The sequence below is a fragment of the Parafrankia sp. EUN1f genome (genome assembly GCF_000177675.1).
Lineage (GTDB): Bacteria > Actinomycetota > Actinomycetes > Frankiales > Frankiaceae > Parafrankia.
In genome coordinates this window covers 35,983-59,314 of the sequence record NZ_ADGX01000051.1, presented here as the reverse complement: position 1 = coordinate 59,314, position 23,332 = coordinate 35,983, and the positions used below count along the sequence as shown (strand labels likewise).

General features: G+C 72.2%; 18 protein-coding genes and 1 pseudogene. 5 read left to right on the top strand and 14 right to left on the bottom strand.

The genetic code is table 11. The annotated features are described in order from the left end of the window. Positions 1-198 precede the first annotated feature (198 nt). Positions 199-744 (bottom strand): cupin domain-containing protein, encoded by a 546-nt coding sequence (locus FREUN1FDRAFT_RS17030; protein ID WP_006541354.1) that lies wholly within the window; start codon positions 742-744, stop codon positions 199-201. Then, complete coding sequence (locus FREUN1FDRAFT_RS17025; RefSeq protein ID WP_006541353.1) at positions 744-1,757, bottom strand: LysR family transcriptional regulator; 1,014 nt, start codon at positions 1,755-1,757, stop codon at positions 744-746. Before FREUN1FDRAFT_RS17025 ends, FREUN1FDRAFT_RS17030 begins: the two co-directional genes overlap by 1 nt. Positions 1,758-2,253: 496 nt before the next feature. Between FREUN1FDRAFT_RS17025 and FREUN1FDRAFT_RS17020 the strand changes: the two genes are divergently transcribed. The 3 genes from FREUN1FDRAFT_RS17020 to FREUN1FDRAFT_RS17010 all read left to right on the top strand — a co-directional run bounded on the left by FREUN1FDRAFT_RS17020 (position 2,254) and on the right by FREUN1FDRAFT_RS17010 (position 4,976). Then, positions 2,254-3,621 carry an NtaA/DmoA family FMN-dependent monooxygenase gene (locus tag FREUN1FDRAFT_RS17020; RefSeq protein WP_006541352.1) on the top strand — a complete coding sequence of 456 codons (1,368 nt, stop codon included), beginning with the start codon at positions 2,254-2,256 and terminating at the stop codon, positions 3,619-3,621. A gap of 87 nt (positions 3,622-3,708) precedes the next feature. Further along, the gene (locus FREUN1FDRAFT_RS17015) at positions 3,709-4,491 is read left to right on the top strand and encodes an alpha/beta hydrolase (protein ID WP_006541351.1); all 783 of its coding nucleotides are present in this window, start codon (positions 3,709-3,711) and stop codon (positions 4,489-4,491) included. Then, the gene (locus tag FREUN1FDRAFT_RS17010) at positions 4,485-4,976 is read left to right on the top strand and encodes a flavin reductase family protein (protein ID WP_006541350.1); all 492 of its coding nucleotides are present in this window, start codon (positions 4,485-4,487) and stop codon (positions 4,974-4,976) included. Before FREUN1FDRAFT_RS17015 ends, FREUN1FDRAFT_RS17010 begins: the two co-directional genes overlap by 7 nt. Positions 4,977-5,102: 126 nt before the next feature. On the opposite strand, the gene FREUN1FDRAFT_RS17005 is transcribed toward FREUN1FDRAFT_RS17010, so the two are convergent. Continuing rightward, on the bottom strand, positions 5,103-6,020 hold the full coding sequence (locus FREUN1FDRAFT_RS17005) for a hypothetical protein (RefSeq protein WP_006541349.1): 918 nt from the start codon (positions 6,018-6,020) through the stop codon (positions 5,103-5,105). 235 nt (positions 6,021-6,255) lie between these two features. On the opposite strand from FREUN1FDRAFT_RS17005, the gene FREUN1FDRAFT_RS17000 reads away from it, so the two are divergent. Continuing rightward, positions 6,256-7,191, top strand: coding sequence for a sulfotransferase (locus FREUN1FDRAFT_RS17000; protein WP_006541348.1), 936 nt, complete (start codon positions 6,256-6,258; stop codon positions 7,189-7,191). A 168-nt stretch (positions 7,192-7,359) separates the two neighbouring features. Here FREUN1FDRAFT_RS17000 and FREUN1FDRAFT_RS16995 read toward each other — a convergent pair whose 3' ends face one another. The 11 genes and pseudogenes from FREUN1FDRAFT_RS16995 to FREUN1FDRAFT_RS16945 all read right to left on the bottom strand — a co-directional run bounded on the left by FREUN1FDRAFT_RS16995 (position 7,360) and on the right by FREUN1FDRAFT_RS16945 (position 21,904). Continuing rightward, positions 7,360-8,793, bottom strand: coding sequence for an FAD-binding oxidoreductase (locus tag FREUN1FDRAFT_RS16995; protein WP_006541347.1), 1,434 nt, complete (start codon positions 8,791-8,793; stop codon positions 7,360-7,362). Positions 8,794-8,885: 92 nt separating this feature from the next. Continuing rightward, positions 8,886-10,097 carry a methionine adenosyltransferase gene (metK, locus tag FREUN1FDRAFT_RS16990; protein WP_006541346.1) on the bottom strand — a complete coding sequence of 404 codons (1,212 nt, stop codon included), beginning with the start codon at positions 10,095-10,097 and terminating at the stop codon, positions 8,886-8,888. 105 nt (positions 10,098-10,202) lie between these two features. Continuing rightward, complete coding sequence (locus FREUN1FDRAFT_RS16985) at positions 10,203-11,114, bottom strand: sulfurtransferase (protein ID WP_006541345.1); 912 nt, start codon at positions 11,112-11,114, stop codon at positions 10,203-10,205. A gap of 158 nt (positions 11,115-11,272) precedes the next feature. Continuing rightward, positions 11,273-11,944 (bottom strand): NADPH-dependent FMN reductase, encoded by a 672-nt coding sequence (locus FREUN1FDRAFT_RS16980; protein ID WP_006541344.1) that lies wholly within the window; start codon positions 11,942-11,944, stop codon positions 11,273-11,275. A 353-nt stretch (positions 11,945-12,297) separates the two neighbouring features. After that, a complete protein-coding gene (locus FREUN1FDRAFT_RS16975; RefSeq protein WP_006541343.1) occupies positions 12,298-13,434 on the bottom strand; it encodes an LLM class F420-dependent oxidoreductase in 1,137 nt (378 codons plus the stop codon). Beyond that, positions 13,431-15,176 (bottom strand): ABC transporter ATP-binding protein, encoded by a 1,746-nt coding sequence (locus tag FREUN1FDRAFT_RS16970; protein ID WP_006541342.1) that lies wholly within the window; start codon positions 15,174-15,176, stop codon positions 13,431-13,433. Before FREUN1FDRAFT_RS16970 ends, FREUN1FDRAFT_RS16975 begins: the two co-directional genes overlap by 4 nt. Then, positions 15,173-16,048, bottom strand: a complete 876-nt coding sequence (locus FREUN1FDRAFT_RS46415) for an ABC transporter permease (protein WP_006541341.1) — start codon at positions 16,046-16,048, stop codon at positions 15,173-15,175. Before FREUN1FDRAFT_RS46415 ends, FREUN1FDRAFT_RS16970 begins: the two co-directional genes overlap by 4 nt. Continuing rightward, positions 16,045-17,079: an ABC transporter permease gene (locus FREUN1FDRAFT_RS16960; protein ID WP_006541340.1), complete on the bottom strand. Its 1,035-nt coding sequence runs from the start codon at positions 17,077-17,079 to the stop codon at positions 16,045-16,047. The genes FREUN1FDRAFT_RS46415 and FREUN1FDRAFT_RS16960 overlap by 4 nt, the downstream gene beginning before the upstream one ends. Positions 17,080-17,088: 9 nt before the next feature. After that, complete coding sequence (locus FREUN1FDRAFT_RS16955) at positions 17,089-18,765, bottom strand: ABC transporter substrate-binding protein (protein WP_006541339.1); 1,677 nt, start codon at positions 18,763-18,765, stop codon at positions 17,089-17,091. A gap of 1,122 nt (positions 18,766-19,887) precedes the next feature. Beyond that, positions 19,888-20,682 (bottom strand): annotated as a pseudogene (locus FREUN1FDRAFT_RS16950) (helix-turn-helix domain-containing protein); the annotation flags it as partial. A 487-nt stretch (positions 20,683-21,169) separates the two neighbouring features. Beyond that, positions 21,170-21,904: a GntR family transcriptional regulator gene (locus FREUN1FDRAFT_RS16945; protein WP_050795900.1), complete on the bottom strand. Its 735-nt coding sequence runs from the start codon at positions 21,902-21,904 to the stop codon at positions 21,170-21,172. A gap of 375 nt (positions 21,905-22,279) precedes the next feature. On the opposite strand from FREUN1FDRAFT_RS16945, the gene FREUN1FDRAFT_RS16940 reads away from it, so the two are divergent. Then, positions 22,280-23,185, top strand: a complete 906-nt coding sequence (locus FREUN1FDRAFT_RS16940) for an oxygenase MpaB family protein (RefSeq protein ID WP_006541336.1) — start codon at positions 22,280-22,282, stop codon at positions 23,183-23,185. Positions 23,186-23,332: the final 147 nt, after the last annotated feature.

Below are 23,332 nucleotides of genomic sequence, written 5' to 3'. Positions count from 1 at the left end.
AGGTGAACTGTTGGTGCTGTGCGGCGGTGCGGGGCACCTCGACGGTTGGCGGTGCGGGTGCGGTTCGCCTTCCGTCGGCGCGGGCCGCGGATCCGCGACTTCTCGGGATTTCGCTACACGTGCTCTCGGGCGACCACAATCCTCAGGTTCTCGCCCGATGGGGGCAGGGGAGCGGGCGGGCTCGCGTTCCGATTCCGGTCAGCACTCCGTGCCGGGGGTGCCCGGGGCGTCGAGGCGGACCTCGGACCAGCCGAGGTCGCCGAGGTTGACGACGATCGCCTCCTGGGTGGTGCGGGCGATGACGACGACCGCCTCGACGTCGGGGTCGGGGTTCTCCTCGCGGTGCGGCACATAGGGCGGGACGAAGATGTAGTCGCCGGGGGAGGTCTCGACGCGGGTCTCGACCGGTTCGTCGCCGTCGACGTCGAGGAACACGAAGGCCGGGTTGCCGGAGACGATGTAGATCGCGGTCTCCGACGCGCCGTGGTGGTGGTTACCGGACGCCGTCGCCGCCGGGACGTGTGTCTGCCCCATCCAGAGGCTCTGCGCGCCGACGGTCTTGCCGCTGACCGCTTCCAGCCGCCGCATGCCCGAGGTCTGCGTGGTGTCGCCGACGAGGGCTGAGGGGGCGATGTGGAACAGGCGGCGGTGGAACGGGTCGATGTCGGCGGGCAGCAGGACGCCGCTGGGCGTGCGGACGAACCTCCCGTCGGCGCTGCCGGCGGGGACGTGGATGGCGGGCATCAGACTCCCTTGCTGGTACTGGGTTCGAGGTGCGCGTCCGCCGGTGCGGTCAGGGACTCGGGAGGCAGGGACTCGGGGGCCAGAGGCTGGGAGGCCAGGGCCGTGGGGTCCAGGGTCGTGGGGTCCAGGGTCGTGGGGTCCAGGCTCGTGGAGCCCGGGCGCACGGGTGCCAGGAGCAGTTGGCACAACGCCTCGGCGACGCGCCGTGAGATCTCGGTGGGCAGGCTCTGCCGGGCCCAGAGAGCGATCGGCAGGGGGGCCGGCTGGGGCAGGTCGTCGCGGGCGACGAGTCCCTCCGGGGTCTGGCCCAGGGTAGCCATCAGCCCGACACCGAGGCCGGCCCGGACAGCGGCCTGCACACCGGCGAGCTGGACGGCCTCCGCTCCGATCACGGTCGGGATCGCGTGGAAGGACAGCGCCTCCAACGCGCGGTTGCGCAGCGAGCAGGGCTGGTCGAAGACGACCAGCGGGACGGGCTGGGACAGGGACGGCCGTTCCCAGGTGGGGGCGGAGTACCAGGTCAGTTCGAGCTGGCCGACCGGCCAGGCACGGGGGTCGTCGGCCGGCCCGAGCAGCAGGGCCAGGTCCACCTGGCCGGTGTCGAGGCCTTCCCGCAGGCGGTTGCCCCGGTCGATGCGGAAGCGCATGACCTGGTCGGGCAGTTCCTGCTCCAGGACCCCGTTGAGGGGCGGCAACAGCTGCGCCGCGGCATGTTCCGTCGACCCGATGATCACAGGTTCCGCGGCCTGGGGGACGAAGCTGTGCAGGGTTTCGTCGTGCAGGCGGAGGATCCGCCGGGCCTGGCGGAGGAGGTGCTCGCCGTCGCGGGTGAGCCGGGAGCCGCGCCCCTGCCGTTCGACCAGGATGCGGCCCGTCGCGGCCTCCAGGCGGCGCACATGCTGGCTGACCGCCGCCTGGCTGAGGTGCAGTGAGGACGCCGCGCGCTGGAAGCCGCCGCAGTCCGCGACAGCGACGAAGCTGCGCAGCGGGGCGATGTCCAGGGTCCGTCCCACCAGGTCAGGCTACCTATCGGCCACACTATCTTCACTGGAATGGTGAAAATAATCGCGGAACGCTATAGATCATCATTGTGAAGCGTAGTTGGACACCGGCCGCCAAACGGACGCATGCTGGGCCCATGAACGGGTCGGAGATCGTAGCGGCGGGCGTCGGCTGTCATCTGATCGACCTCGCCTGTCGCGGTGCCGCCGTGTGTCGCGGTGCCGCCACGCGCTGCCGCTGACCGTGTCCCGCCCGCTGCCAGCCCTCTGATCAGGCGTTCTGCCGGCTGGGCTGCACCGGTTCGCCGCGCGGTCGGTCCAGGGGCCGCGCCGCACTGAGCACATGGCCCGCTCAGGCCGTCGAAGTCGCTGGTCCGCCCGGCGGTGGATCGTCGCCGATTCGGGGTGTCGGTCCGGCATGCCCGGCGCAAGATCGTCACTTTGCGTGTTGAATCGCCCGGTCCGAGGGCGGTCCGGCGCGTGTTTGCCGACCAGGAAAGGTCCACCGATGTCTGCTCGCACGCTGAAGCCTCGCACGTTGAAGCTCGGTGCCGTCCTGTTCGGGGTCGGCGGGCCAGGGCAGCACAACACCTGGCTCAGCCCTGAGATCCCGGGCAACGCCAGCGTGGACGTCCACTGGTACATCGCCCGCGCGCAGGCCGCCGAGGCCGCGAAGTTCGATCTCGTCTTCATCGTGGACAGCCAGTTCATCACCCCGGACTCGCCGCACCACTACCTCAGCCGGCTGGAGCCGCTCACGCTGCTGTCCGCGATCGCGGTGCACACCAGCCACATCGGCCTGGTGGGGACGATCACGACGTCCTACAACGAGCCGTTCAACGTCGCGCGCCGGCTGGCGTCCCTCGACCACATCAGCGGTGGGCGGGCCGGCTGGAACGTGGTCACCAGCGGCGACGCCGGTACGGCGGGCAACTACAGCCGGGACGAGCACTACGACTACGCGACCCGCTACGGCCGGGCGCTGGAGCACGTCCAGGTCGCGCGGGCGCTGTGGGACTCCTACGAGGCCGACGCCTTCCCCCGGGACAAGGAACGCCGCATGTTCTTCGACCGCGACCGCCAGCACACGCTGAACCACCGCGGCGAGTACTTCTCGGTGGTCGGCCCGCTCAACCTGGAGCGCACCCCCCAGGGGCAGCCGGTGATCTTCCAGGCGGGGGACTCCGAGGAGGGCCGTGACCTGGGCGCCAGTGTCGCCGAGGCGATCTTCACACACGCCGAGACGCTGGAGCAGGCCCAGGCGTTCCGCACCGAGCTGCGGGCACGGGCGGCGGCCAAGGGGCGCGACCCCGAGCAGGTGCTCGTGTTCCCGGGCATCTCGCCGATCATCGCCGACACCGACGAGGAGGCCCGCGAGCTCCAGCGGGCGACCCTGGGCGCGAAGAGCTTCGCCCGGGCACTGGCCGAGCTCGGCCGGCCGTTCGGCTGGCACGACTTCTCGCAGTACGACCTGGACGCGCCGTTCCCCGAGGTCGGTGACGCCGGTGCGCTCAGCTTCCGCACCCAGGCGGAGGCCATCAAGAAGCACGCCCGGGAGAACAACCTCACCCTGCGCCAGGTGGTCGAGCACCAGCTCAGCGCGCACTACTCACCCTTCGTCGGCTCGGCGCGCACCGTGGCCGACGAGATCGAGCGCTGGTTCCGTGCCGGCGCGTTCGACGGCATCAACATCATCGTGACGGTGCCCAGCGAGTTCGCGCGCTTCGTCGACGAGGTCCTGCCGATCCTGCGCGAGCGTGGCGTCGTGCGGGACGAGTACGAGTCCACGACGCTGCGCGGCAATCTCGGGCTGCCCATCCCCGAGAACCGCCACACCGCGGCCCGCCAGCAGACGCTGCAGCCCGCCGGTGTGTGACCTGACCCTCACTCACTGTCCTGCCGTGGCGGCGCACCGTCGTACCGCGGCCCACCGCACAGCCCGAACCGGCGGGAGCCCGACACCATGACCGACCACCTCGACTTCGAAGCCACCGGCGGCCTGCGCACCCGCGGGACCGTTCTGATCGTGCCGGGCCGCGGTGAGAGCCCGGCCGTCTACCGCCGCTTCGGCGCCCGCGTGGCGTCGGACACCTACCGCGTACGGGTCACCGAGGCACCGGCGATCGACCCGGCCGACCCGGTCGCCTCGCTCGAGCTGATCGCGAAGCAGCTGTCACAAGCGGTGGCCGGCGTGGGAGACGAGCTGGCCCAGCCGCTCGTCGCGGTCGGGTCGGACACCGGCGCGGTGGCGCTCGCGGCGCTCGCCGCGCTCGCCGCGGGTGGTCAGCGCGCCATTGCGGACGTCTGGCGGCCGGACGCCCTCGTCCTCGCCGGGCTGCCCGGCTACGGCGCCCACGCCACCGGCGGCTGGGACGACGAGCTGGACGCCCGCAGCCACTGCCCGGTGCATCGCGGTGTGCTCAGCGACGACCCGGCAGTACAGCGGGGGAGCCTCGGCGACGTCGTCCCCGACGCGCTGCTCGACCTCGCCTACGGCAGCACCGCCGCGCTGCCGCAGCTGCTGCTCGTCGGCGACACCGACCCCGTCGCCGACCGCGACGCGCTCACCCGCGCGGCGAAGTCGCTGCCGAACGCGCGCCTCACCGTCGTCCGCGGCGCGCACCACGACGTGCTCAACGACGTCCACCACCGGTCGGTCTCCGCTGAGGTCGTCACGTTCCTGGAGGCGCTGCGCAACGAGCCGGCGCTGAGCCCGATCATCGTCACGGAGGCGAGCAGATGGTGACAGCCCTGCCGGCGCTTGACCCCAGGCGGCTGCGGCACGTCTTCGGTGCCTTCCCGTCCGGGGTCGCCGCGGTGGCCGCTCTGGTCGACGGCGCACCCGTGGGAATCGCGGCGAGCTCCTTCACCTCCGTCTCCCTCGAGCCGCCGCTGGTGTCGCTGTGCGTCGCACACACGTCCAACACCTGGCCCGTGCTGCGCAGCGCGGCCCGCATCGGGGTGAGCATTCTCAGCGCCGATCAGGACCGGGTGGCCCGTCAGCTCGCGGGGCGCGGTGATGACCGCTTCGCCGAGCTGGGCTGGCGGGTGAGCGAGCACGGCGCCGTCCTGCTCGACGGGGCGAGCGGCTGGATCGAGACCAGCATCGAGCAGGAGGTGCGCGCGGGTGACCACGACGTCATCCTGCTGCGGGTGCACGACCTCGACGCCGACCACGGCATCAGCCCACTGGTGTTCCACGCCAGCCAGTTCCGCCGCCTCGAAGCCTGACGCCCGAGGCCTGATCGCCGCACCGCGAAGCCTGACCGCCGCGTAGCCCCGTCCAGGATCTCGGCGCGATCAGCGTCAGGCGCCGCGGACGGCGTCGCCCGTGGGGTTGGAGCCCGTGGGGTGCGACTACGCCGGGTGGAGCTGCGAGCGCAGCTCGTGCGCGCCGTCGGGGCGGGCGATCTCATAGTACGTCCGGTAGCCGCCGCCGGGCAGCTCGACCACGGAGAGGTAACGCAGCGCGTGGTCGGCGTCGAATGACTGCGCGGCCGGCTCCACCCCGACCGCCTCGAAGTGGCCGGGGCCCGTGCCGAACGCGACACCGGTGCGCTCGGCCCAGTTCTCGGCGGCGCTCGCCCGGCCGTCGTAGAACGCCACCGCCCGGTCACCGTCGAGAAGGACGGAGCTGATCCGGACACCGCGGGCGTCCCAGTGCCCCGGGCGCGGTGCCAGGGCGACGCCGTGCCAGGTCCAGGTCAGACCGTCGGGGCTGGTGGCGTAGCGGCTGTCCATCCGGTCGGTGGCGGTGTCGTCCTCCAGCGGATGGCACGACGCCCACAGGTGCCAGCGGTCGCCGTCGTACCTGATCACCGGGTCCTTCACGGCGGTGCGCGCATCTCCGGGCAGCACGGTCTGCCTGCGGTTGGCGTCGAAGCCGGCGGGGGAGTCGGCCTCCAGGACGTCGACCCACCAGTGGTAGCTGTCGGGGGTGGCGCAGCTGACGTAGAGCCGCCAGGTGCCCTGCGGCGTGACGGCGAGCGCGGCGCGTTCGAGCGACTCGGCGCCGAACGGGCCGCGGGTGATCGTGGCCAGCTGGGTGAAGTGCTCGCCGTCGGTGGACGACGCGACGACCACCGCATAGCCGCGCCCGCGCCCGACGGGCCGGCGCAGCCGGTAGGTGAGGTAGTAGACGCCGTCCACCAGGATCGCGCTGGGCGCGCCGGCCCAGTAGCCCGGGCCGTCGCCGGGCGGGCCCACCACGATCGCCCCCGCGTCAGGCAGGGGGAGGGGAAGGTGCTCGGCCCGTTCGGCGTGTCCGGTTGTCACGCGGCAATCCTACTTAGCCGGTAAACATGTCGGGGATCCGGGGGCTCGCCGGCGTTCGGTGCCGCGTCGCCACGCTGTCGCCGGGTTGTCGCCGTGCGGCCTCGCCCACTCTCGATCTCTTTCCACTATTTCGATCGGACTTACCGGTTAAGCTCCGGACGACGACGCGACGCCGGGTCGTCACCTGTCGTTACACGGATTCTGTGTCGTGTCGCCCCATCAGGAGCGTGTCGAGATGCCCCTGCCCGACTTCCTCGTCATCGGCGTCCCCAAGGCCGGTACGACCGCCATCCACGCGGCGCTCAGTCGGCACCCGCAGCTGTTCCTGTCCCAGGTCAAGGAGCCGAAGTTCTTCCTCTCGGACGGGCCGCCGCCCGCCTGGCGCGGGCCCGGCGACGTCCAGACCAGTCAGGAACACGTGTGGCGGCCCGCGGACTACGAGGCGCTGTTCGACCAGGCGCCGCCCGGGGCACTGCGCGGCGAGGCGACCCCGTTCTATCTCTACGACCTCGACGCGCAGAACCGGATCCGCCGGCTGCTGCCGAAGGCGCGGCTGGTGGTGCTGCTGCGCAACCCGGTCGACCGGGCCCACTCGAACTGGACGCATCTGTGGGCCGCCGGCCTCGAGCCGGAGCGGGACTTCGTCCGCGCCTGCGCGCTGGAGGAGAGCCGCCGCGCCGCCGGTTGGGCGCATTTCTGGCACTACGTCTCGCAGGGGCTCTACGGGGAACAGCTCGCCCACCTGTTCGAGCTGTTCCCGCGCGAGCAGGTGCTCCTGCTGCGTTACCGCGACCTGCGCGACGAACCGAAGGCCACCCTCGACCGGGTCTGCGAGTTCCTCGGCGTCGAGACCGGGCTGCTGGACGTCGTGCCCTCGCAGAACGTCACCCCGTTCGTGGCGGACACCCGGCCGAACGCGGTGCTGCGGGCGGTGCTGCGCACGGGCGGCCAGATCGGCTATCACTTCCCGGTGCCGGTGCGCCTGGCGGTGCGGGGCCCGCTACTCACCCTCCTGCAGCGTGAGCGCGGCGGGCGCCCGAAGCTGACCCCGGCCGAGCGGGCCGCGGTGCTGCCCTACTTCACCTCCGACATCGCCCGTCTGGAGGAGCTGACCGGCCTGTCGTACTCGGACTGGCTCACCGTCGGCCTCGAACCGGACGTCATCGACTAGGGCTGGACCGCCGAGTACCTGAGCACGGTGGTGGGTCCCCGAGTCTCGGGCTTCCGCTGCCACCGCTGCTTCCGGGCAAGAAGCGCGGATTCTGGCTGCCGCAGCAACCGAGATCCGCACTTCTTGCGGATTGCCAAAGGACCTTGCGTGCGCCGCGGGCGGGCGGGACTACACGGCCGCCGTGTTCGCCGGGTCTGGCAGGACCTTGCCCCGGTTGAGGATTCCGCGCGGGTCGAAGACGGCGCGAAGCCGCCGCTGCAGGTCGACGGAGCCGTCGCCGAGCTCGGCCGCCACCCAGCGGCGCTTGAGCAGGCCGACCCCGTGCTCACCGGTGAGCGTGCCGCCCATCTCCAACGCGGTGGTGAACACCTCGTCGGCGGCGCGCCACACCGCCTCGGGTACCTGCGGCGCGCCCGGGTCCCCCGCGGTCGCATCCAGCTCTGCCCCACCGATGCCGGTACCGGCCACGGCCTCGGCCGGGTCGACGACGAAGATCGGGTGGAGGTTGCCGTCGGCGGCGTGGGCGAGGGTGGCGACCACCACGTCGTGCCGCTCGCCGATGCGGGCGATCGCCTCGACCATGTCGGCGAGGCGTGAGCGGGGCACGGCGACGTCCTCGATCAGGGGCCGGCCGAGACGTTCGATCGCCGGCAGCGCCAGCCGGCGGGCGGCGAGCAGCTCGTCGGCGCTCGCCGGATCGGTACTGATCTCCACGACGGTGGCGTGCTCGCGTATCGCGGCCGCCAGTCGGTCGGCGTCCGCCGCGGCACCCGCGCCGTCGGTCTGCGCGAGCAGCAGGGCCTGCCCGCGTGCCCGCAGGTCCGTCCCGCGCCAGGCGTCGAGCGCGGCGAGGAAACGGGCGTCGAGCAGCTCCAGCAGCGCCGGCGTCACACCGGCGGCGAGGACGGCGCCGGCGGCGGCCGCGGCGGCGTGCGCGTCGCGGAAGTAGGCCGCGATGGTGGCCGGCTGCCCAGGCGGAATCGGCTGCAGCCGCAGCGCCGCCGCGACGACCACGCCGAGGGTCCCCTCCGAGCCGACGAGCAGCGCGGTGAGGTCGTAGCCGGTGACTCCCTTGACGGTGCGCCGGCCGGTGCGCAGCAGCTCCCCGCCCGGCAGCACCACGTCGAGCCCCAGCACGGCCTCGCGGGTGACGCCGTACTTCGCGCAGCGCAGGCCACCGGCGTTGGTCGCGATGTTCCCGCCGAGGGTGGAGATGTCGAGGCTGGCCGGGTCGGGTGCGTAGCGCAGGCCGTGCGCGGCCGCGGCCTGGTCCAGCTCGGCGGCCCGCACGCCCGGCTCGACGACGGCGATCATGTCGGCGGGGGAGAGCTCGCGGATGCGGTTCATCCGCTCCAGGCTCAGGACCAGCTCGCCGGGGCCGGCGACCGCGCCGCCGGCGAGCCCCGTCCCGGCGCCGCGTGGCACGACCGGGACGCGGTACTCGTGCGCCAGGCGCAGCACCGCGCACACGTCGTCGACGCCGGCGGCCCGGACGACGACCGCCGGCGGTGCCGGTGACGGCCAGCCGGACCGGTCCGCCCGGGCCGCGGTCAGGTCTGCGGGGTCCTGGCTGACGCTGCCGGCGCTGGTGGCGGCCCGCAACGCGGGCAGAAAGCCCGCCGGCAGGCCGGCTCCGCCGCCGCCAGCGCCGCCAGCGGTGGCGGTGGCAGCGGCAGCGGCGGCGCTCGACGGCGTCAGGCTGACCTGCCCGCGGCGGCGCGCAGCTCCTCGACGCGGTTGGTGCGCTCCCAGGTGAAGTTCGGCTCGTCGCGGCCGAAGTGGCCGTAGGCGGCGGTCGGGCGGTAGATCGGCCGAAGCAGGTCGAGGTCGCGGATGATCGCGGCCGGGCGCAGGTCGAAGACCTCGGTCACGGCGTGCTCGATCCGGGTGACCGGCACCGTCTCGGTGCCGAACGTCTCGACGAACAGCCCGACCGGCTCGGCCTTCCCGATCGCGTACGCGACCTGAAGCTCCGCCCGGTGCGCCAGTCCCGCCGCGACCACGTTCTTGGCCGCCCACCGCAGGGCGTACGCGGCGGACCGGTCGACCTTGGACGGGTCCTTGCCCGAGAACGCGCCACCGCCGTGGCGTGCCGACCCGCCGTAGGTGTCGATGATGATCTTGCGCCCGGTCAGGCCGGCGTCACCCTGCGGCCCGCCGACCTCGAACCGGCCGGTCGGGTTGACCAGCAGCCGGTAGCCGTCGACCTCCAGGTTGAGGTTCTCCTCGGCGAGCCGCTTGAGCTCCGGCTCGACGACCTGGGCGCGGATGTCGGCGCTGAGCGTGAGGTCGAGGTCGACCCCGGGTGCGTGGTGCGCGGAGACCACGACGGTGTCGAGCCGGACCGGCCCGTGCTCGTCGTACTCGATCGTGACCTGGGTCTTGCCGTCGGGGCGCAGGTAGTCCAGCACGCCGTCGTGGCGTACCCGGGCGAGGCGGGCGGACAGCCGGTGCGCCAGGGTGATCGGCAACGGCAGCAGGGCCGGGGTCTCGTCGGTGGCGTAGCCGAACATGATGCCCTGGTCGCCGGCGCCCTGCTGGGCCAGCGCGTCGTCGGCACCCTCGACCCGGGCCTCGTGGGCCCGGTCGACACCCTGGGCGATGTCGGGCGACTGAGACCCGATCGAGACCAGCACACCGACGGTGGCGCCGTCGAAGCCCGTCGCGGCGTCGTACCCGATCTCGGTGAGGGTGCGGCGGACGACGCTGGTGACGTCGACGTGGGCCGCGGTGGTGACCTCCCCGGCCACGTGCACATGCCCGGTGGTCAGCAAGGTCTCCACGGCCACCCGCGAGCGCGGGTCGCCGGCCAGGAAGGCGTCGAGCAGCGCGTCGCTGATCTGGTCGGCGAGCTTGTCGGGATGGCCTTCGGTGACTGATTCGGAGGTGAACAGGCGACGCGGCATTGGCATGACCTCGATGTCGTGACGGCGCTCCCGCGACGACGGGTGCGCATACGGCGAAGACGGAGGAAACCGGGAAGGAACGATGCGGGACAGGGAGGTTGGCCCTCAGCCGGGCTGCGCCCCGGTGGCGGCGGGCCGGGCCGGGTCGGCGGACCACTCGGACCAGGAACCCGGGTAGAGCACCGCCTCCACGCCGACCGTGGCCAGGGCGGCGGCGAGGAAGGACGCCGTGACACCGGAGCCGCAGTACACGCCGACGGCGGGCGCGTTCTCGCCTGGCTCGGGCTGCGTGACGCCTACTGCCGCCAGCGCGGCGTTCAGCTCCGCCGGCGGCAGGACGCGACCGGCGGCCCCGAGCAGCGAGGCCGCGGGCAGGCTGCGCGCACCTGGGATGTGGCCGGCGCGCGGGTCAATCGGTTCGGTCTCGCCACGGTAACGCTCGCCTGCCCGGGCGTCGAGCAGCACGCCGTCGCGCGCGAGCCGGGCGGCTTCGTCCGCATCGAGCGCCGGTAGCTGGCCGGGGGAGAGCACCACGTCACCCGCGGGTGCGGTCACCTCACCGGTCCGCACCGGCAGCCCGGCCTCGAGCCAGGCGGCGAGGCCGCCGTCGAGCAGCCGCACCTGCCGGTGGCCGGCCCAGCGCAGCAGCCACCAGGCCCGGGCGGCGGCGAGCCCGCCACTGTTGTCGTAGACGACGACCTCGTCGCCGGCGCGCAGGCCCCACCGCCGGGCTGCGGCCTGCAGGTGTTCGGCTGTGGGCAGCGGATGGCGGCCGGTGCCCGGGCCGGGCTTGTCGGAAAGCTCGGTCTCGAGATCGACGAACACCGCTCCGGGGAGATGACCGGCCAGGTAGTGCTCGTGGCCGTGGTCGTCGCCGAGGGCCCAGCGCACGTCGAGCAGGACGATGCGTTCGCCTGCGTCCAGCCGGCCGGCGAGGTCGGTCGGGTCGACGACGCCGACCGCCGCCGGGTGGGCCTGGTCGCTCCCGGGGAGGCCGGGAGTCTTGGTGCCGCTCACAGGGCGACCTTCCGTCGGATGAATAAGCGGATACGCGGGGACAGGTGAAGCGGATACGCGGGGACAGGTGGATACGAGGGGACAGCTGTGAAGTGCGCAAGTCCCGGGGCGCGGCGGTGCGTGGGCCCGCAGGCCCGCAGGCCCACGGGCCTGCGGGATCAGGCGGCCGGGCGGCTGCCGTTGAGCGGGGCGGTCGGCGGTGCCAGCGCCGTCAGGACCGCGCGCAGCACCCGCAGATGAGCGCTGAGCCAGCGCTCGCCGTGTGCTTCGACCTCGCCGAGGGCTGCCTCCACCAGGGTGAACGAACGAACCGGCAGCGCCGCGCCCAGCTCGGCGAGCACCGCGCGCAGCGCGACGTCGGTCGTGACGCGGTGTTCCGGTGCGTTCGCCACGACCACCGGCACGACCAGCGTGCCGGCGAGCGCTCCCGGGGGGAGCAGATCCAGGAAAGCCTTGAGCAGGCCGGTGTACTGGCCCTTGTAGGCCGGTGTCGCCACGACGAGGACCTCGGCGTCACGCACCTCGGCCAGCCTGGCCCGGACCGGGCCGTGGGCGTCGGTGAACAGGTCGCCGGCGAGCCGGGCCAGCTCCACCGTGCCGCTGCCCGCGCCGGTTGTTCCGGAGGTGCCGGGCGGGCCGAGTCCTTCGGCCGCGGAGGTGCCCTCCGGGCCGAAGGCGGCCGGTGGGCGCGCGGGCAGCGACGTCGCCAGCCGGTGCGCCAGGAACCGCGCGACCGTCAACGTGCGGGACGCCAGCTGCGGACTTCCGTCCAAAACGACCAGTGAGGGTCGCGGCGCGAGAGTGCCGCGGGGGCCGGGCGGGGCGCTCATCGTTGGCTCGCTCTCTGGAGTCGCGGTCTGCCTGGTGGCCACGGCACCGGACCGCCGGGACCCGCCGCGGGCTCGCCCCGGCCGGTCAGTCGGGTGACAAGCCCGACCTGCGGTGGGGTGGCTGCGCCGGGCGCGCCAGTCCGCGCCTGCCCGCGGACGTCAGGCGACCGCGGTGACCAGGTGCCGACACGGCGCGGCGTAGCCTGCCGTGCACGGCCGCGGTCGCGCTGCCGGCCCGGCGAGACGGGGCCGTCGTCCATCGCGATGCTGTCGTCCATCGCGATCACCAGGTGGCTCCACCTTCGCTGACCGACATTGTTCAGTCAAGTGATGAACAAGTGGCCCACGTCACGTCAGGACCGCAGGGCGTGCAGCAGTATGAGTGCCTCGTCCGCGACGGAGATGCCAGCCGCACCCGACGCGGCCAGGGCGCCGGGCGCGCCGGCCAGGCCCCGGTTGCGCGGCCCGCCGAACGTGGCGAGCCGCGGTGCCTGCAGGTACAGCTGGATGGCGGTCACCCCGGGCTGGACGTACTCGGCGATCCTGCGGCGGCATTCCTCGGGCGTGCCGTGGACGAACAGGCCGTCGACGACCTCGTCGGGCAGCTCGCGCTCGGCGCCGGCCGCGTCCCCGGCCAGGTAGCGCTGGTAGCTGGCGGCGAGAAGATCACCGTTGCCGAGCCATTCGTGGAACGCGTGATAGGGCTCCTGGTTGAGGATCCAGGCGAGGAACGGCCGGGTCAGCCGCCGAGCCAGCACCGGATCCTCGACCGGGCAGACGAACACCTTGACCACCAGCTCCTTGCCGGCCGGCTGGGGGCCCACCGCCCCGAGCACAGTGGGGACGTCCCGGGCGAACAGCATGTTCGTCACCGCACCGTCCCCCTCGGCGAAGCCGAGGCGCAGCATCCGCGGGCGCAACGCGCCGAGGATGACCTTCGGGCGGATCCTCGGCGCGTCACGCAGCGCGAACCCCCGGATGGCGAACGTGTCGAACGCGCCGCTGATGACCTCGCCGTCGAACACCCGGGTCAGGAAACGCAGGACGTCCCTGGTCCGCTTGAACGGCTCGGTGAACTCGATGCCGTTGATGTCGGTGACATGCGCGGCCACCGAGGACCCGATGCCGAGCACCAGCCCTCCGGAGGTCAGGTCGGCGAGCGTCGCCGCGGTCTGGGCGATGACGGCCGGACCGCGGGTGTGGACCGGCACGATCGCGCTGGCCAGCCGCAGCTGCGGGGCCCAGGCGGCGGTGACCGCCAGCGGGGTGAAGGCATCGAGGCCGCCGCCCTCGGCGGTCCAGACGTCGGTGTAGCCGGCCTCGGCCAGGCCGGTCACGATCGGCTGGTGCTCGCGCAGCGGCACCCCCGCCAACGGCAGCGTGATGCCCCAGCGCACCGGCACCGGCGGTGTGGACGGAGCCGCCAGCCCGGTGCGGACGCCGACACCGGGGTTGCGATAGTCGGGAACGGAACTCAGATGCGATGTCAACGGCCTACCTCGATCGTGGGAAGCTGCGCGGACAGGGTGCCCGGCCGGACCGCCCGTAGCACGGGGACGGCGGCCAGCAGCGCGCGGGTGTACTCGTGGCGTGGTGCGGTGAAGACGGTCTCGACCTCGCCGGCCTCGACGATCCGGCCGGCGTGCATCACCAGGGCGCGGTCGCACAGATGGCGGACGACGCCCAGGTCATGGGACACGAACAGCAACGTCATACCGAGCTCGGCCCGCAGGTCGGTCAGCAGGTCGAGGATCTGTGCCTGGATGGACACGTCCAGCGACGAGACCGGCTCGTCGCAGACCAGCACTCGCGGCTGCCGGATCAGCGCCCGGGCGATCGCGAGCCGCTGGCGCTGCCCACCGGACAACTCCGCCGGGCGGCGGCGCAGCAGGGCGGCGGGCAGCCCGACCTGGTCGGCTCGCCGCACCGCCGCGTCGCGGCGGCCCGCCCTGGGCACACCGGCCAGCGCCAGCGCCTCGCCGAGGAGCGCGCCGACGGTGAGCCGCGGGTCGAACGACCCGAGCGGATCCTGGAAGATCGCCTGAAGGTCGCCGCGCCGTGGTCGGCGGGCCGACTCCGCCACCCCGCTCCAGGGCTGTCCGTCCAGGGTGACCTCGCCCGTGTCCGGTTCGAGCAGACCCAGCAGCATCCGGACGAGCGTCGTCTTGCCGGAGCCGGACGCCCCCACCAGACCGAGTGCCTCACCGGCGCGCAGCTCGAAGGACACGTCGATCACGGCATCGCGCCAGCCGTCGTGGGGGTCACGAAACCGCTTGGCCAGCCCCTCCGCGGCGAGCACCGGCTCCTGCACCACCGGGACATCCGCCACCGGAATCTCGACGACCGGAACCTCGGCCACGGGCGCCACCGGCACCGGCACCGTCGGAACCTCGGCGGGCCGCTGCGGCGCGGCCGGCGCGGCGAGCCGACGTCCTCGGGTCGCGGCCGACGGCACGGCCGCGAGCAGGGCGCGGGTGTACTCGTGCGCCGGGGATCCCAGGACCTCCCCGGCCGCGGCCGACTCGACGACGACGCCCTCGCGCATCACGACGATCCGGTCGGCGAGGCGGCTCACCACGGCGAGGTCGTGGCTGATGAGCAGCACGGCCCGGCCCGCGGCCCGCAGATCCCCCAGCAGGTCGAGGATCTGGGCCTGGACGATCACGTCCAGCGCGGTGGTCGGCTCGTCCGCGATCAGCAGATCCGGTGCGCCGGCCAGCGCGGCGGCGATCAGCGCCCGCTGGCGCATCCCGCCGGAGAGCTGATGGGGATACTGCCGGGCCTGCGTCGGCGGGTCCGGCAGGCCGACCTCCGCCAGCAGTTCGAGCACCCGGGCGCGGCGCCGTGCCCGGCTGACGTCGTCCCGTTGGGCCTCGGCCACCTCGTCGGCCACCCGTCGCAGCGGGTCGAGGGAGCTCAGGGCGTCCTGCAGGACGAGGCCGATCCGCCGGCCCCGCAGCCGTCGCCAGCCGGCCCGGTCCTGGCGGGTCAGGTCGATGCCGTCGAACTCAAGGCGCCGCGCGGTGACTCGGGCGTCGGCTCCGGCCAGGCCGAGCAGCGTGCGGGCCGTGACGCTCTTGCCCGACCCGGACTCACCGACCAGCGCGACGATCTCGCCGTGGTGGACCGTCAGCGACACCCCGCGGACCGCCTCCACCAGAGCGCCCCGGCGGCCGAAGGCCACCCGCAGATCCTCGACGGCAAGCAGCGGCGCCGCGCCGGAGGCGGTCAACGGGGCCTGCCTTCGACCCGAAGCCGCGCGGCCCGGCCGACCACGGTCACCGACACCACTGTGGCGGCGATCGCCGCTCCCGGGAACACCACGATCCACCAGGCGGACTCCACGAAGTTCCGGCCCTCCGACAGCATCGCGCCCCATTCGGGGACCGGCGGCCTGGTTCCCAGGCCGAGGAAGCTCAGCGCCGAGCCTGCGATGGTCGCGGTCCCGACGCCCGCGGTGGCCAGCACCAGCAACGGTCCCAGGGTGTTCGGGACGACATGCCGGAACAGGATGTGGGCGCGGCTCTGGCCGAGCGCGACGGCGGCGTCGAGGTACGGTGCGCGGCGCACCACCAGCGCACTGGACCGGACGACCCGCGCGTAGGTGGGAATCGCCGCCACGCCGATGGCGACCGCCGCGTTCACCGGGCCCGGCCCCATCACCGAGATGACCACCAGGGCCAGCAGCAGCTCGGGGAAGGCGAGCAGGATGTCCGCGACCCGCATGAGCAGTCCGTCGAGGAGGCGCCCGCCGAGCCCGGCGGCCAGGCCGACCATCGCGCCGCCGACGGCCCCGAGCGCGGTGGCGCTGATGCCGAGCAGCAGCGAGTGACGGGCGCCGTGCACCACCCGGGCGAACACGTCCCGCCCGAGCTGGTCCGTACCGAACCAGTGCGCCGCATTCGGGCCGTCGAGCGACGCGGCGAGGTCGATGACATCCGGGTCGTACCGGGCCAACAGGCCGGGCCAGAGCGCGGCCACGGTGACGAGCCCGAGCAGCAGCACTGCGGCGATCAGCCCCGGCCCGGCCCGCAGGACCGAGCGGGTCGCGCGGGCGGCGAGGAACCCCGGCCAGCCGGGTATCTCCGATGCCGTCGTCGTCACGCGGAAGATCCCTTCTGCGTCGCCCCGCTGACCATCGACCTGCCCGACCTCGCCGGCGCGCCCGGCGGGCCGGGCGTGTCAGGTGCGCGGCGGTCGTCCCGCAGCCGTGGGTCGAGGACCAGATACGCCAGATCCACCAGGCTGTTCACCACCACGAACACCACTGCGGACAGCAGCACGACCGCGGTGACGACGGGGACGTCCCGCGCGGTGATCGCCTCCAGGGTGACCCGGCCGAGGCCGGGTCGGGCGAAGACGGCCTCGGTGATGACCGTGCCGCTGAGCAGGCTGCCGACCACCCAGCCGAGCAGCGTCACCAGCGGGAGCGCGGCGTGCCGCAGGGCATGGACGAACAGCACCGTGGCCGCGCCGACCCCTCGCGCCCGGACCGACACGACGAACGGCTGTTCCAGCGCGGAGTCCAGGCCTTCGCGCAGCACCTGCGCCAGCACCCCCGCGATCGGCAGCGCCAGCGTGACTGCGGGCAGCACCAGTCCCTCCGGACCCGTGGCGCCCGCGACGGGGAGCCAGCCCAGCCAGGTCGAGAAGACGGTGGCCAGCAGGATGCCGACCCAGAAGGTCGGGCTGGACACCGCCAGCAGCTCCAGCGAACTGGCCAGCCCGCGCAGGGCCCGCCCGCCCGGGCCGTGGCGCCCGGCTGTCGCGAGTGCCGCGCCGACGGCGAGCAGGGCCGCGACCGCCGAGGCTGCGAGGGCGAGCTCCACCGTGGGCCACAGCTGGTCACCGAGCACGTCTGCGACCGGTGCCTGTTGCTGGTACGAGGTGCCGAGATGCCCGGTGACCAGGCGGCCGAGCCATCGGCCGTACTGGGCGACCAGTGGCTCGGAGAATCCGTAGGTCTCGTTGATCTGGGCGCGCAGCTGTGGTGTGACTCCGAACGTCGGCCCGATCAGCGTGTCGACCGGGTCGCCGGGCATCGTGTGCAGCGTCGCGAAACTGATCGTGGCCGCTCCCCACAGCACCGCGAGACCGACGGCCAGCCGGCGGAGCAGAAACCACGCCACCCGCATCACGGCGGCTCAATCCACCCAGGCGTCGTAGAAGATCGGGAAGGCATCCGTGTCGAAGGTGATGTCGTGCACGGACGGCCGGGCGCCCACCAGCCGGGTGTTGACGTAGAGCGGCAGCGTGTAGGCCTCGTCCACGACGTAGTTCTGGACCTTCGCGTAGTTCTCCCGCCGGGCGGCGAGATCGGTGGTGGCCGCACCGGCCGCCAGCCAGCCGTCGACCTCCGGCGAGCTGATCCCGGATCCGTTCACCCCACCCTTCGTGAACACCTGGTCGGAGGCGTAGATCTGGCGCAGCAGATCGGGGTCGGACTTGCCCCAGCTGAACGCGATCAGGTCATAGCCACCGCCATTGCGTCGGGTCGTGTACGCGCCGGACTCCAGCGAGGTGATCTGGACGTCGGCGCCGACCTTCTTCAGGTCCGCCTGAATGGCCTGCATGACGACGTCGCGCTGGTCACGGTTGAAGGCACCTACATACGGCCATTCGAGAACGAGTCGTCTGCCATTCTTCGCCCGGTAGCCGGCGCCGTCCCGCTCGGTCCAGCCCGCCTCGTCGAGCAGGCTGTTCGCCTTGGCGGTGTCGTGGGTTATCCGGCCTTCCAACGATGGATCGTAGGCGATGTTCTTCGGTGTCAGGTTGCTCCATGCACGGTCGTACTGCCCCTGATAGACGGTTTTGACGATTGTGTCGACGTCCACCGCGTGCTGGAACGCCTCCCGGACACGATGGTCGGAGAAGGGTTCGCGGACGGTGTTGAAGTAGACGGAGAAGTTGGCGTTCTGCGGGAGCACCTTCAGCACCTGCAGCTTGCTCTCCGCCAGCGTGGTCACGCTGGTCGCGGGAAGGTTGTCGATGGCGTCCAGCTCGCCGCTGCGCAGCCCGCCGACCCGCGTCGCGTCCTCGGAGAGAATGCGGATCACCAGCGTGTCCAGGTACGCGGCGCCGGCATGCCTGGCGCTGCTCGGCGCCCAGCGGTAGCCGTCGTTGCGCCTGAAGGTCGCGTGCGAGCCCTTGACGAACTCGGTGAAACGGAACGGCCCGGAACCGACGGAGCTCTTCGCGTCGGCGCACAGCGTGTCCGGCGCGGTCTCGATGACCTTGGGTGAGTAGAAACCCAGGTAGGTGGTGCTGGCGGCGGTGAGGAACGCCGCGTACGGCTTGGCGAAGTTCACCTTCACCGTCTGCGCGTCGATGACATCGGTGCCGGTGTAGCTGCCGAGCAGCGCCACCGCATACTGGGATCTGGTCGACTTGGCGACGATGTGGTCGAAGTTGACCTTCACCGCGCCGGCGTCGAACTTCGTGCCGTCGTGGAACGTCACGTCATCGCGCAGATGAAAGATGAAGGTCTTCGCGTCAGGGGAGACCTCCCAGCTCTGGGCGAGCCAGGGCACGACCTTGCCGTCCGCGGTCAGCGAGACCAGGGAGTCGAAAACTCCGCGCTGGATGACCGAAGTGACATCTGCCGGGCTCACATGGGGGTCCAGGCAGTCGCCCACGGTGTTGACGGCGAAGGTCAGCTTGCCGCCCGAGTGCGGCGTTCCGGCGGTGCTGGTCGAACCGGTCGGCTCGGGGTCGGAGGCGCAGGCTCCTGACACGAGCGCGAGCACCGTGGCGGCGGCCGCCACGGTGCCGCGGCGCGCTGTTCTGCGCCGCGGCCGGATCAGCGGACGATTGGCATTCATCAATAGCTCCCGGAGAAGGCACGCGGAGCATCCCGAGTGCGGATTTTCCCGCCACTGGACATCCGACGTCTTATAAGGGAATGGTGCGGATTGCGGATGGCGATCCGAATCGCGACGCGAGGCCATCAGCGCGATGACGGTGGGCGGCCGCTGCCTTGACGGCCGTGGCGATGGCGCGAGCCGGCGGTGGATCTGTCCGCCGGCCTGCTCGCAGGCCCGCCGCGACGGTGCGTGGCCGTCAGGCCCGGTGCCGCGCCGCGGTGAGAACGACGCCGATCAGCAGGGTCGCGGCTGGAGGGCCACCGGGGGCTGTGACCGGGCGGTCAACATGTGTTGCGAGCGTCCGGTGCGTGCTGCCCGGGTGAACCGGGGCAGGCGGAGCCGGCCAGTCGGCGCAGGTCCAGGAACACCGGCCTCGTGAGGACCGGCTGCCCGCCGTCGCCGTGCCGCCCGCCGAGGACGGGATCCGTCGCGTGGCAGCGCCCCCAGTGCCGCCGCCGCTGCCCGCTCGGCGGATGGCGTCGTGCGCCCAGTGGCGCTCCCACGCACAGGAGCGGAACCTCGTCGTGCCGTTCCACGCGGACTGCCCCCCGTTCGCCCGGACATCGACCGGCCGACCCGCGGTCGCCGCGCCTCGCCGATACCTGCGGGCTCGATGATTGCTTGGGAGGGAAACGAACATCCAGGAGCCGGACTGTCCTGATACGAGCAGTATTAGGCACGTCATGCGTGGATCTTGCGTGCCCTACGGTCGGTTCGACGTTCCGGGCGCGCTGACCAGCCTCGCCGCGTTCTGGCACACCCACGGAAAGATGCTCGGCGAGGGCAGGCCCTACCAGGAGGCCCTCCCGCACGCCTTTCTGTTCTGGGCTGCGGGCCGAGTACGACTGTGCGTTAAAGGTCGGCCGAACGGCGGCGACCCGGTCAGCCTGGCTGGACGAGCGGGTCACGCAGGCCGCGGTCGCGTGGGTGCTGAGTACCGTCTTCGTCCGGTTCTGCGAGGACAACGGGCTGATCGGCGACCGGTACCTGGCCGGGCCGGAGGCGCGGCTCATGCTGGCCGGCTGGCGCATCCAGCGGCTCGCGCCGTTCCCCAGGCCCGCGTGAGACGAGTACGGCCAGGCGTGCGTGGTCCGTCTCGGTCGCCGGTGTCTGCAGCAGAATCAGCGCCTCCGGGTCGTCGGCGGGGCGCAGCGGCGACACCACCAACGTGATCTGGCCCGCGGTGCTGTCGAAGGTCACCGTCCGGCTGGGGAACTCGCGCACCGTCTGGCACCGCCACCAGTGGCGCAGGTGCGGGACATCCTGTTCGAGCGCCGCCAGCACCGCGCGCGCCCGCGGGTCCTCCGGGTGCAGCCCGGCCTGCGCACGGAACTGCGCGAACACATCGCGTGCCAAGGACTCCCACTCCTGAAGCACTGCGCGCACACGCGGGTCGGCCGCCATCAGCCACAGCAGGTTGCGGCGTGAATCCGGCAACCGTCCCGGATCGCCCCACAGCGCGGCGTAGGCCTCGTTCCACGCGGTGACGTCGAAGTGGCGATCGAGTAACAGAGCCGGCGACGTCGTCCACCTTTCCAGCACCGGGCGCAGGTGGGCGACGGCCTGCTCGTGCCGGTCGCCGTCCGGCGACGTGTACAGGCCGGAGAGGGTGAGCGCGTGGCGGCGGGCGTCGTCGTCGAGGCGCAGCGCTCGGGCGATGGCCTCCAGCACCTGCCGCGACGCTGTGACCTTGCCCTGCTCGAGCCAGGTGTACCAGGCCAGGCCCAGGCCGGCGAGGGTGGCGACCTCCTCCCGGCGTAGACCCGGTGTACGCCGTCGGGGCGAGGTGGGCAGCCCCACCTCCTCCGGCTTGATCTGTTCGCGGTGCGCGCGCAGGAAGACGCCCAGCTCCCGCTGGCGGGGGTCGTAGCTCATGAGTCCTCTCGCGATGCGGCTCCGGCGCAGGTGTGCGCCACCCAGAACGGGACGGGGCGCGCTGATCGGCCGGGAGCGGACGGCGCGTGAGTGCGCTGTCGAAGGCGCGGGCGCGCGGGCTCGGGTTCGGCTCAGGTTCGGCCCGCGCCGGCGGCCCGCGACACCCGACCGACTGGGGCGGTACAGACGCTGCCGTACAGCCGGACGAAATCCAGCCACCGCCGTCGCGTCAGCGTCGGCGCCGGTGCGGGCGGTGCCCCGGCCGAGCTCGCGACATGAGCGGACACCGGCCCATGGTGACACCCCAGACAAGTACAGGGGTGCGAAACCGGGACGGAAGGCGGGAAGAGGCTCCGTGTGGGTCTCCCATGCCGACCGCCGAGTCTGTATCGTACTGAATACCAAATATATTGGATGTCTTCCACGGGGTTCGGTGATGACCGCCGCGAATACAGGTACCCGGTTCGTGGGTACCCGGTTCTCCGGCTCAGGCCGGCGGGCGTGGGTGTGGGGGTGTGACCGGGTGCGGTCGCCACATGCCGAGTTTGGCGAGGTGGTTGATGAGGCGGTCGGCGCCGTCGGTGAAGTGTCGGACGGTGATGGCGCGGGCTTCTTCGGTGTTCTTGTTCTCGAGGGCGGTGAGCAGGGCGTCGTGGCGTTGGAGCATGTCGGCGCGCCAGGCCTGGTCGGTGGAGTAGAAGCGGGCGGGTGTGTAGCGGTTGGCGGTGTGCAGGAACCAGGAGAGTTTGCGGGCGTGGGCGAGGCGGTTGATGACGCGGTGGAACTCGAACTCGAGCTTTTTGACCTGGTCGATGTCTTCGGTGTCCACGGCGTTGCGGAGTGCTTGTTGGATGTCGTGGAGCTGGGTGAGGTGTGGGGGGTCGATGGTGGTGGCGGCGCGGGCGGCGAGTTCGCCGGCGATGTGGCCCTGGAGGTTGAACAGGTCGCGGACGTCCTGTTGGGACAGGGGGGTGACGACGTAGCCGCGGCGGGGTTCGAGTTCGACCATGTCCTCGCTGCGCAGGCGGACGAGGGCTTCGCGGACGGGGGTGACGCTGACGCCGAGTTCGCGGGCGACGTCGTCGAGGCGGATGTACTGGCCGGGCCAGATTTCGCCGGACATGATGAGGTCGCGCAGGTGGGCGGCGACTTCGTCGGCGAGTTGGGGTGCTCGGGGCAGCGGGGTGCCACGGGCCCGTCGCGTTCCGGCTGGCCTGGTCATGTGCCGCCTTTCCGGGGTGTCTGCCGTGAGGTGCCCAAGCGGCCGGTCAGGCTGACCGTAGCTCTGGCGGATGGTCATGGCCAAAGTCGCCTATCAAATATATGAAATGTATCGCGGTAGGCGTGGGATCTCGCGGATGCTCGGCCCGCACGGCGGCGAGAGCGGCGTCGCAGCCGCGGCGGCCCGTGCAGTCGGGCCCGCCGGGCGGCGTAGGCGACGGGACGGATCGGAGGCGGGCGGCAGGCGGCAGGGACACGCTGCCCGCGGGCCCGCGGGTTCGCGGGTTCGCGGGGCGGTGTGAACCGGGACGGGACCAGTCGATGGCAAGTCGCCGTATGACCACGGCGATCCGAAGGACGGCATGAGGTGGGCTGAATGTTTACCGACCGCGACAGGTGGAAGCGCCGGATTCTCGAGCTCGATCCGGTGGTTGACCATCACGAGATCTACGTGATCTCCTCTGGCCACGAGTTCCCATGGGACTATCGTCGGGCGCTCGAGTTCGCATTGTTCCGGACCTACTGTGTCCCCACGATCTCGGCCCTGCTCGAGGCGACGGGGGAGTTCCGGGACCGGCCGCAGAAGCGCTATGACGACACCGCCGTGTTGATGGGGGAGCTCACCGCCGTCGGCTACGACTCGCCGCGAGGCCGTGAGGCCCTGCGGGTGATCAACCGGATGCACGGGCGTTACGCGATCGACAACGACGACATGCTCTACGTGCTGACCACGTTCATCTACGAGCCGATCGACTGGATCAACGCCCATGGCTGGCGCCGGCTGACCGAGCACGAGACCCTCGCTGCTTTCCACTTCTACCGCGAGGTCGGGATCCGGATGGGAATTCGCGACATTCCTGCCGACTTCGACGAGTTCCTGAGCTTCAAGCGGGCCTACGAGCGCGAGACCTTCCGCTTCGCCGAGAGCAACCGCAAGATCGGTACGTACACGACGGAGATGTTCGCCAACTGGTTCCCCGGGCCGCTGCGGCCGGCGGTCCGGCTTGGGGTGCGTGCGCTGCTCGACGAGACGATGCTGACGGCCTTCGGCTTCGATCCGGCGCCGGCGTGGATGAGCCGGGCCGCGGCTGGCTCGCTGCGTGCCCGCTCGGCGGTGGTGCGTCAGCTGCCGCCGCGGAAGAAGGTCAAGTTCGCCTGGAATCCCAGGGTCCGCACCTATCCCGGCTATCCCGAGGGCTACCAGCCGCGGGACCTGGGCGCCCCGCCGCCGCCTGAGAACCTCGACGAGAAGTGGAGGAACCCGTCACGCACGCCCGCGTAGCGTGCCACGGCCTTCGGGTCGGTCGGGGCGATCTGGTGGCTGGCCGCCGGCGGCACGAATAACAGTGCGGCTCGCCGCCACCGAGTTCGCCACTCCACATCGGTTTTCGCTCCCTCCCGCTGACATGTCGACGAACATTGATCCTCC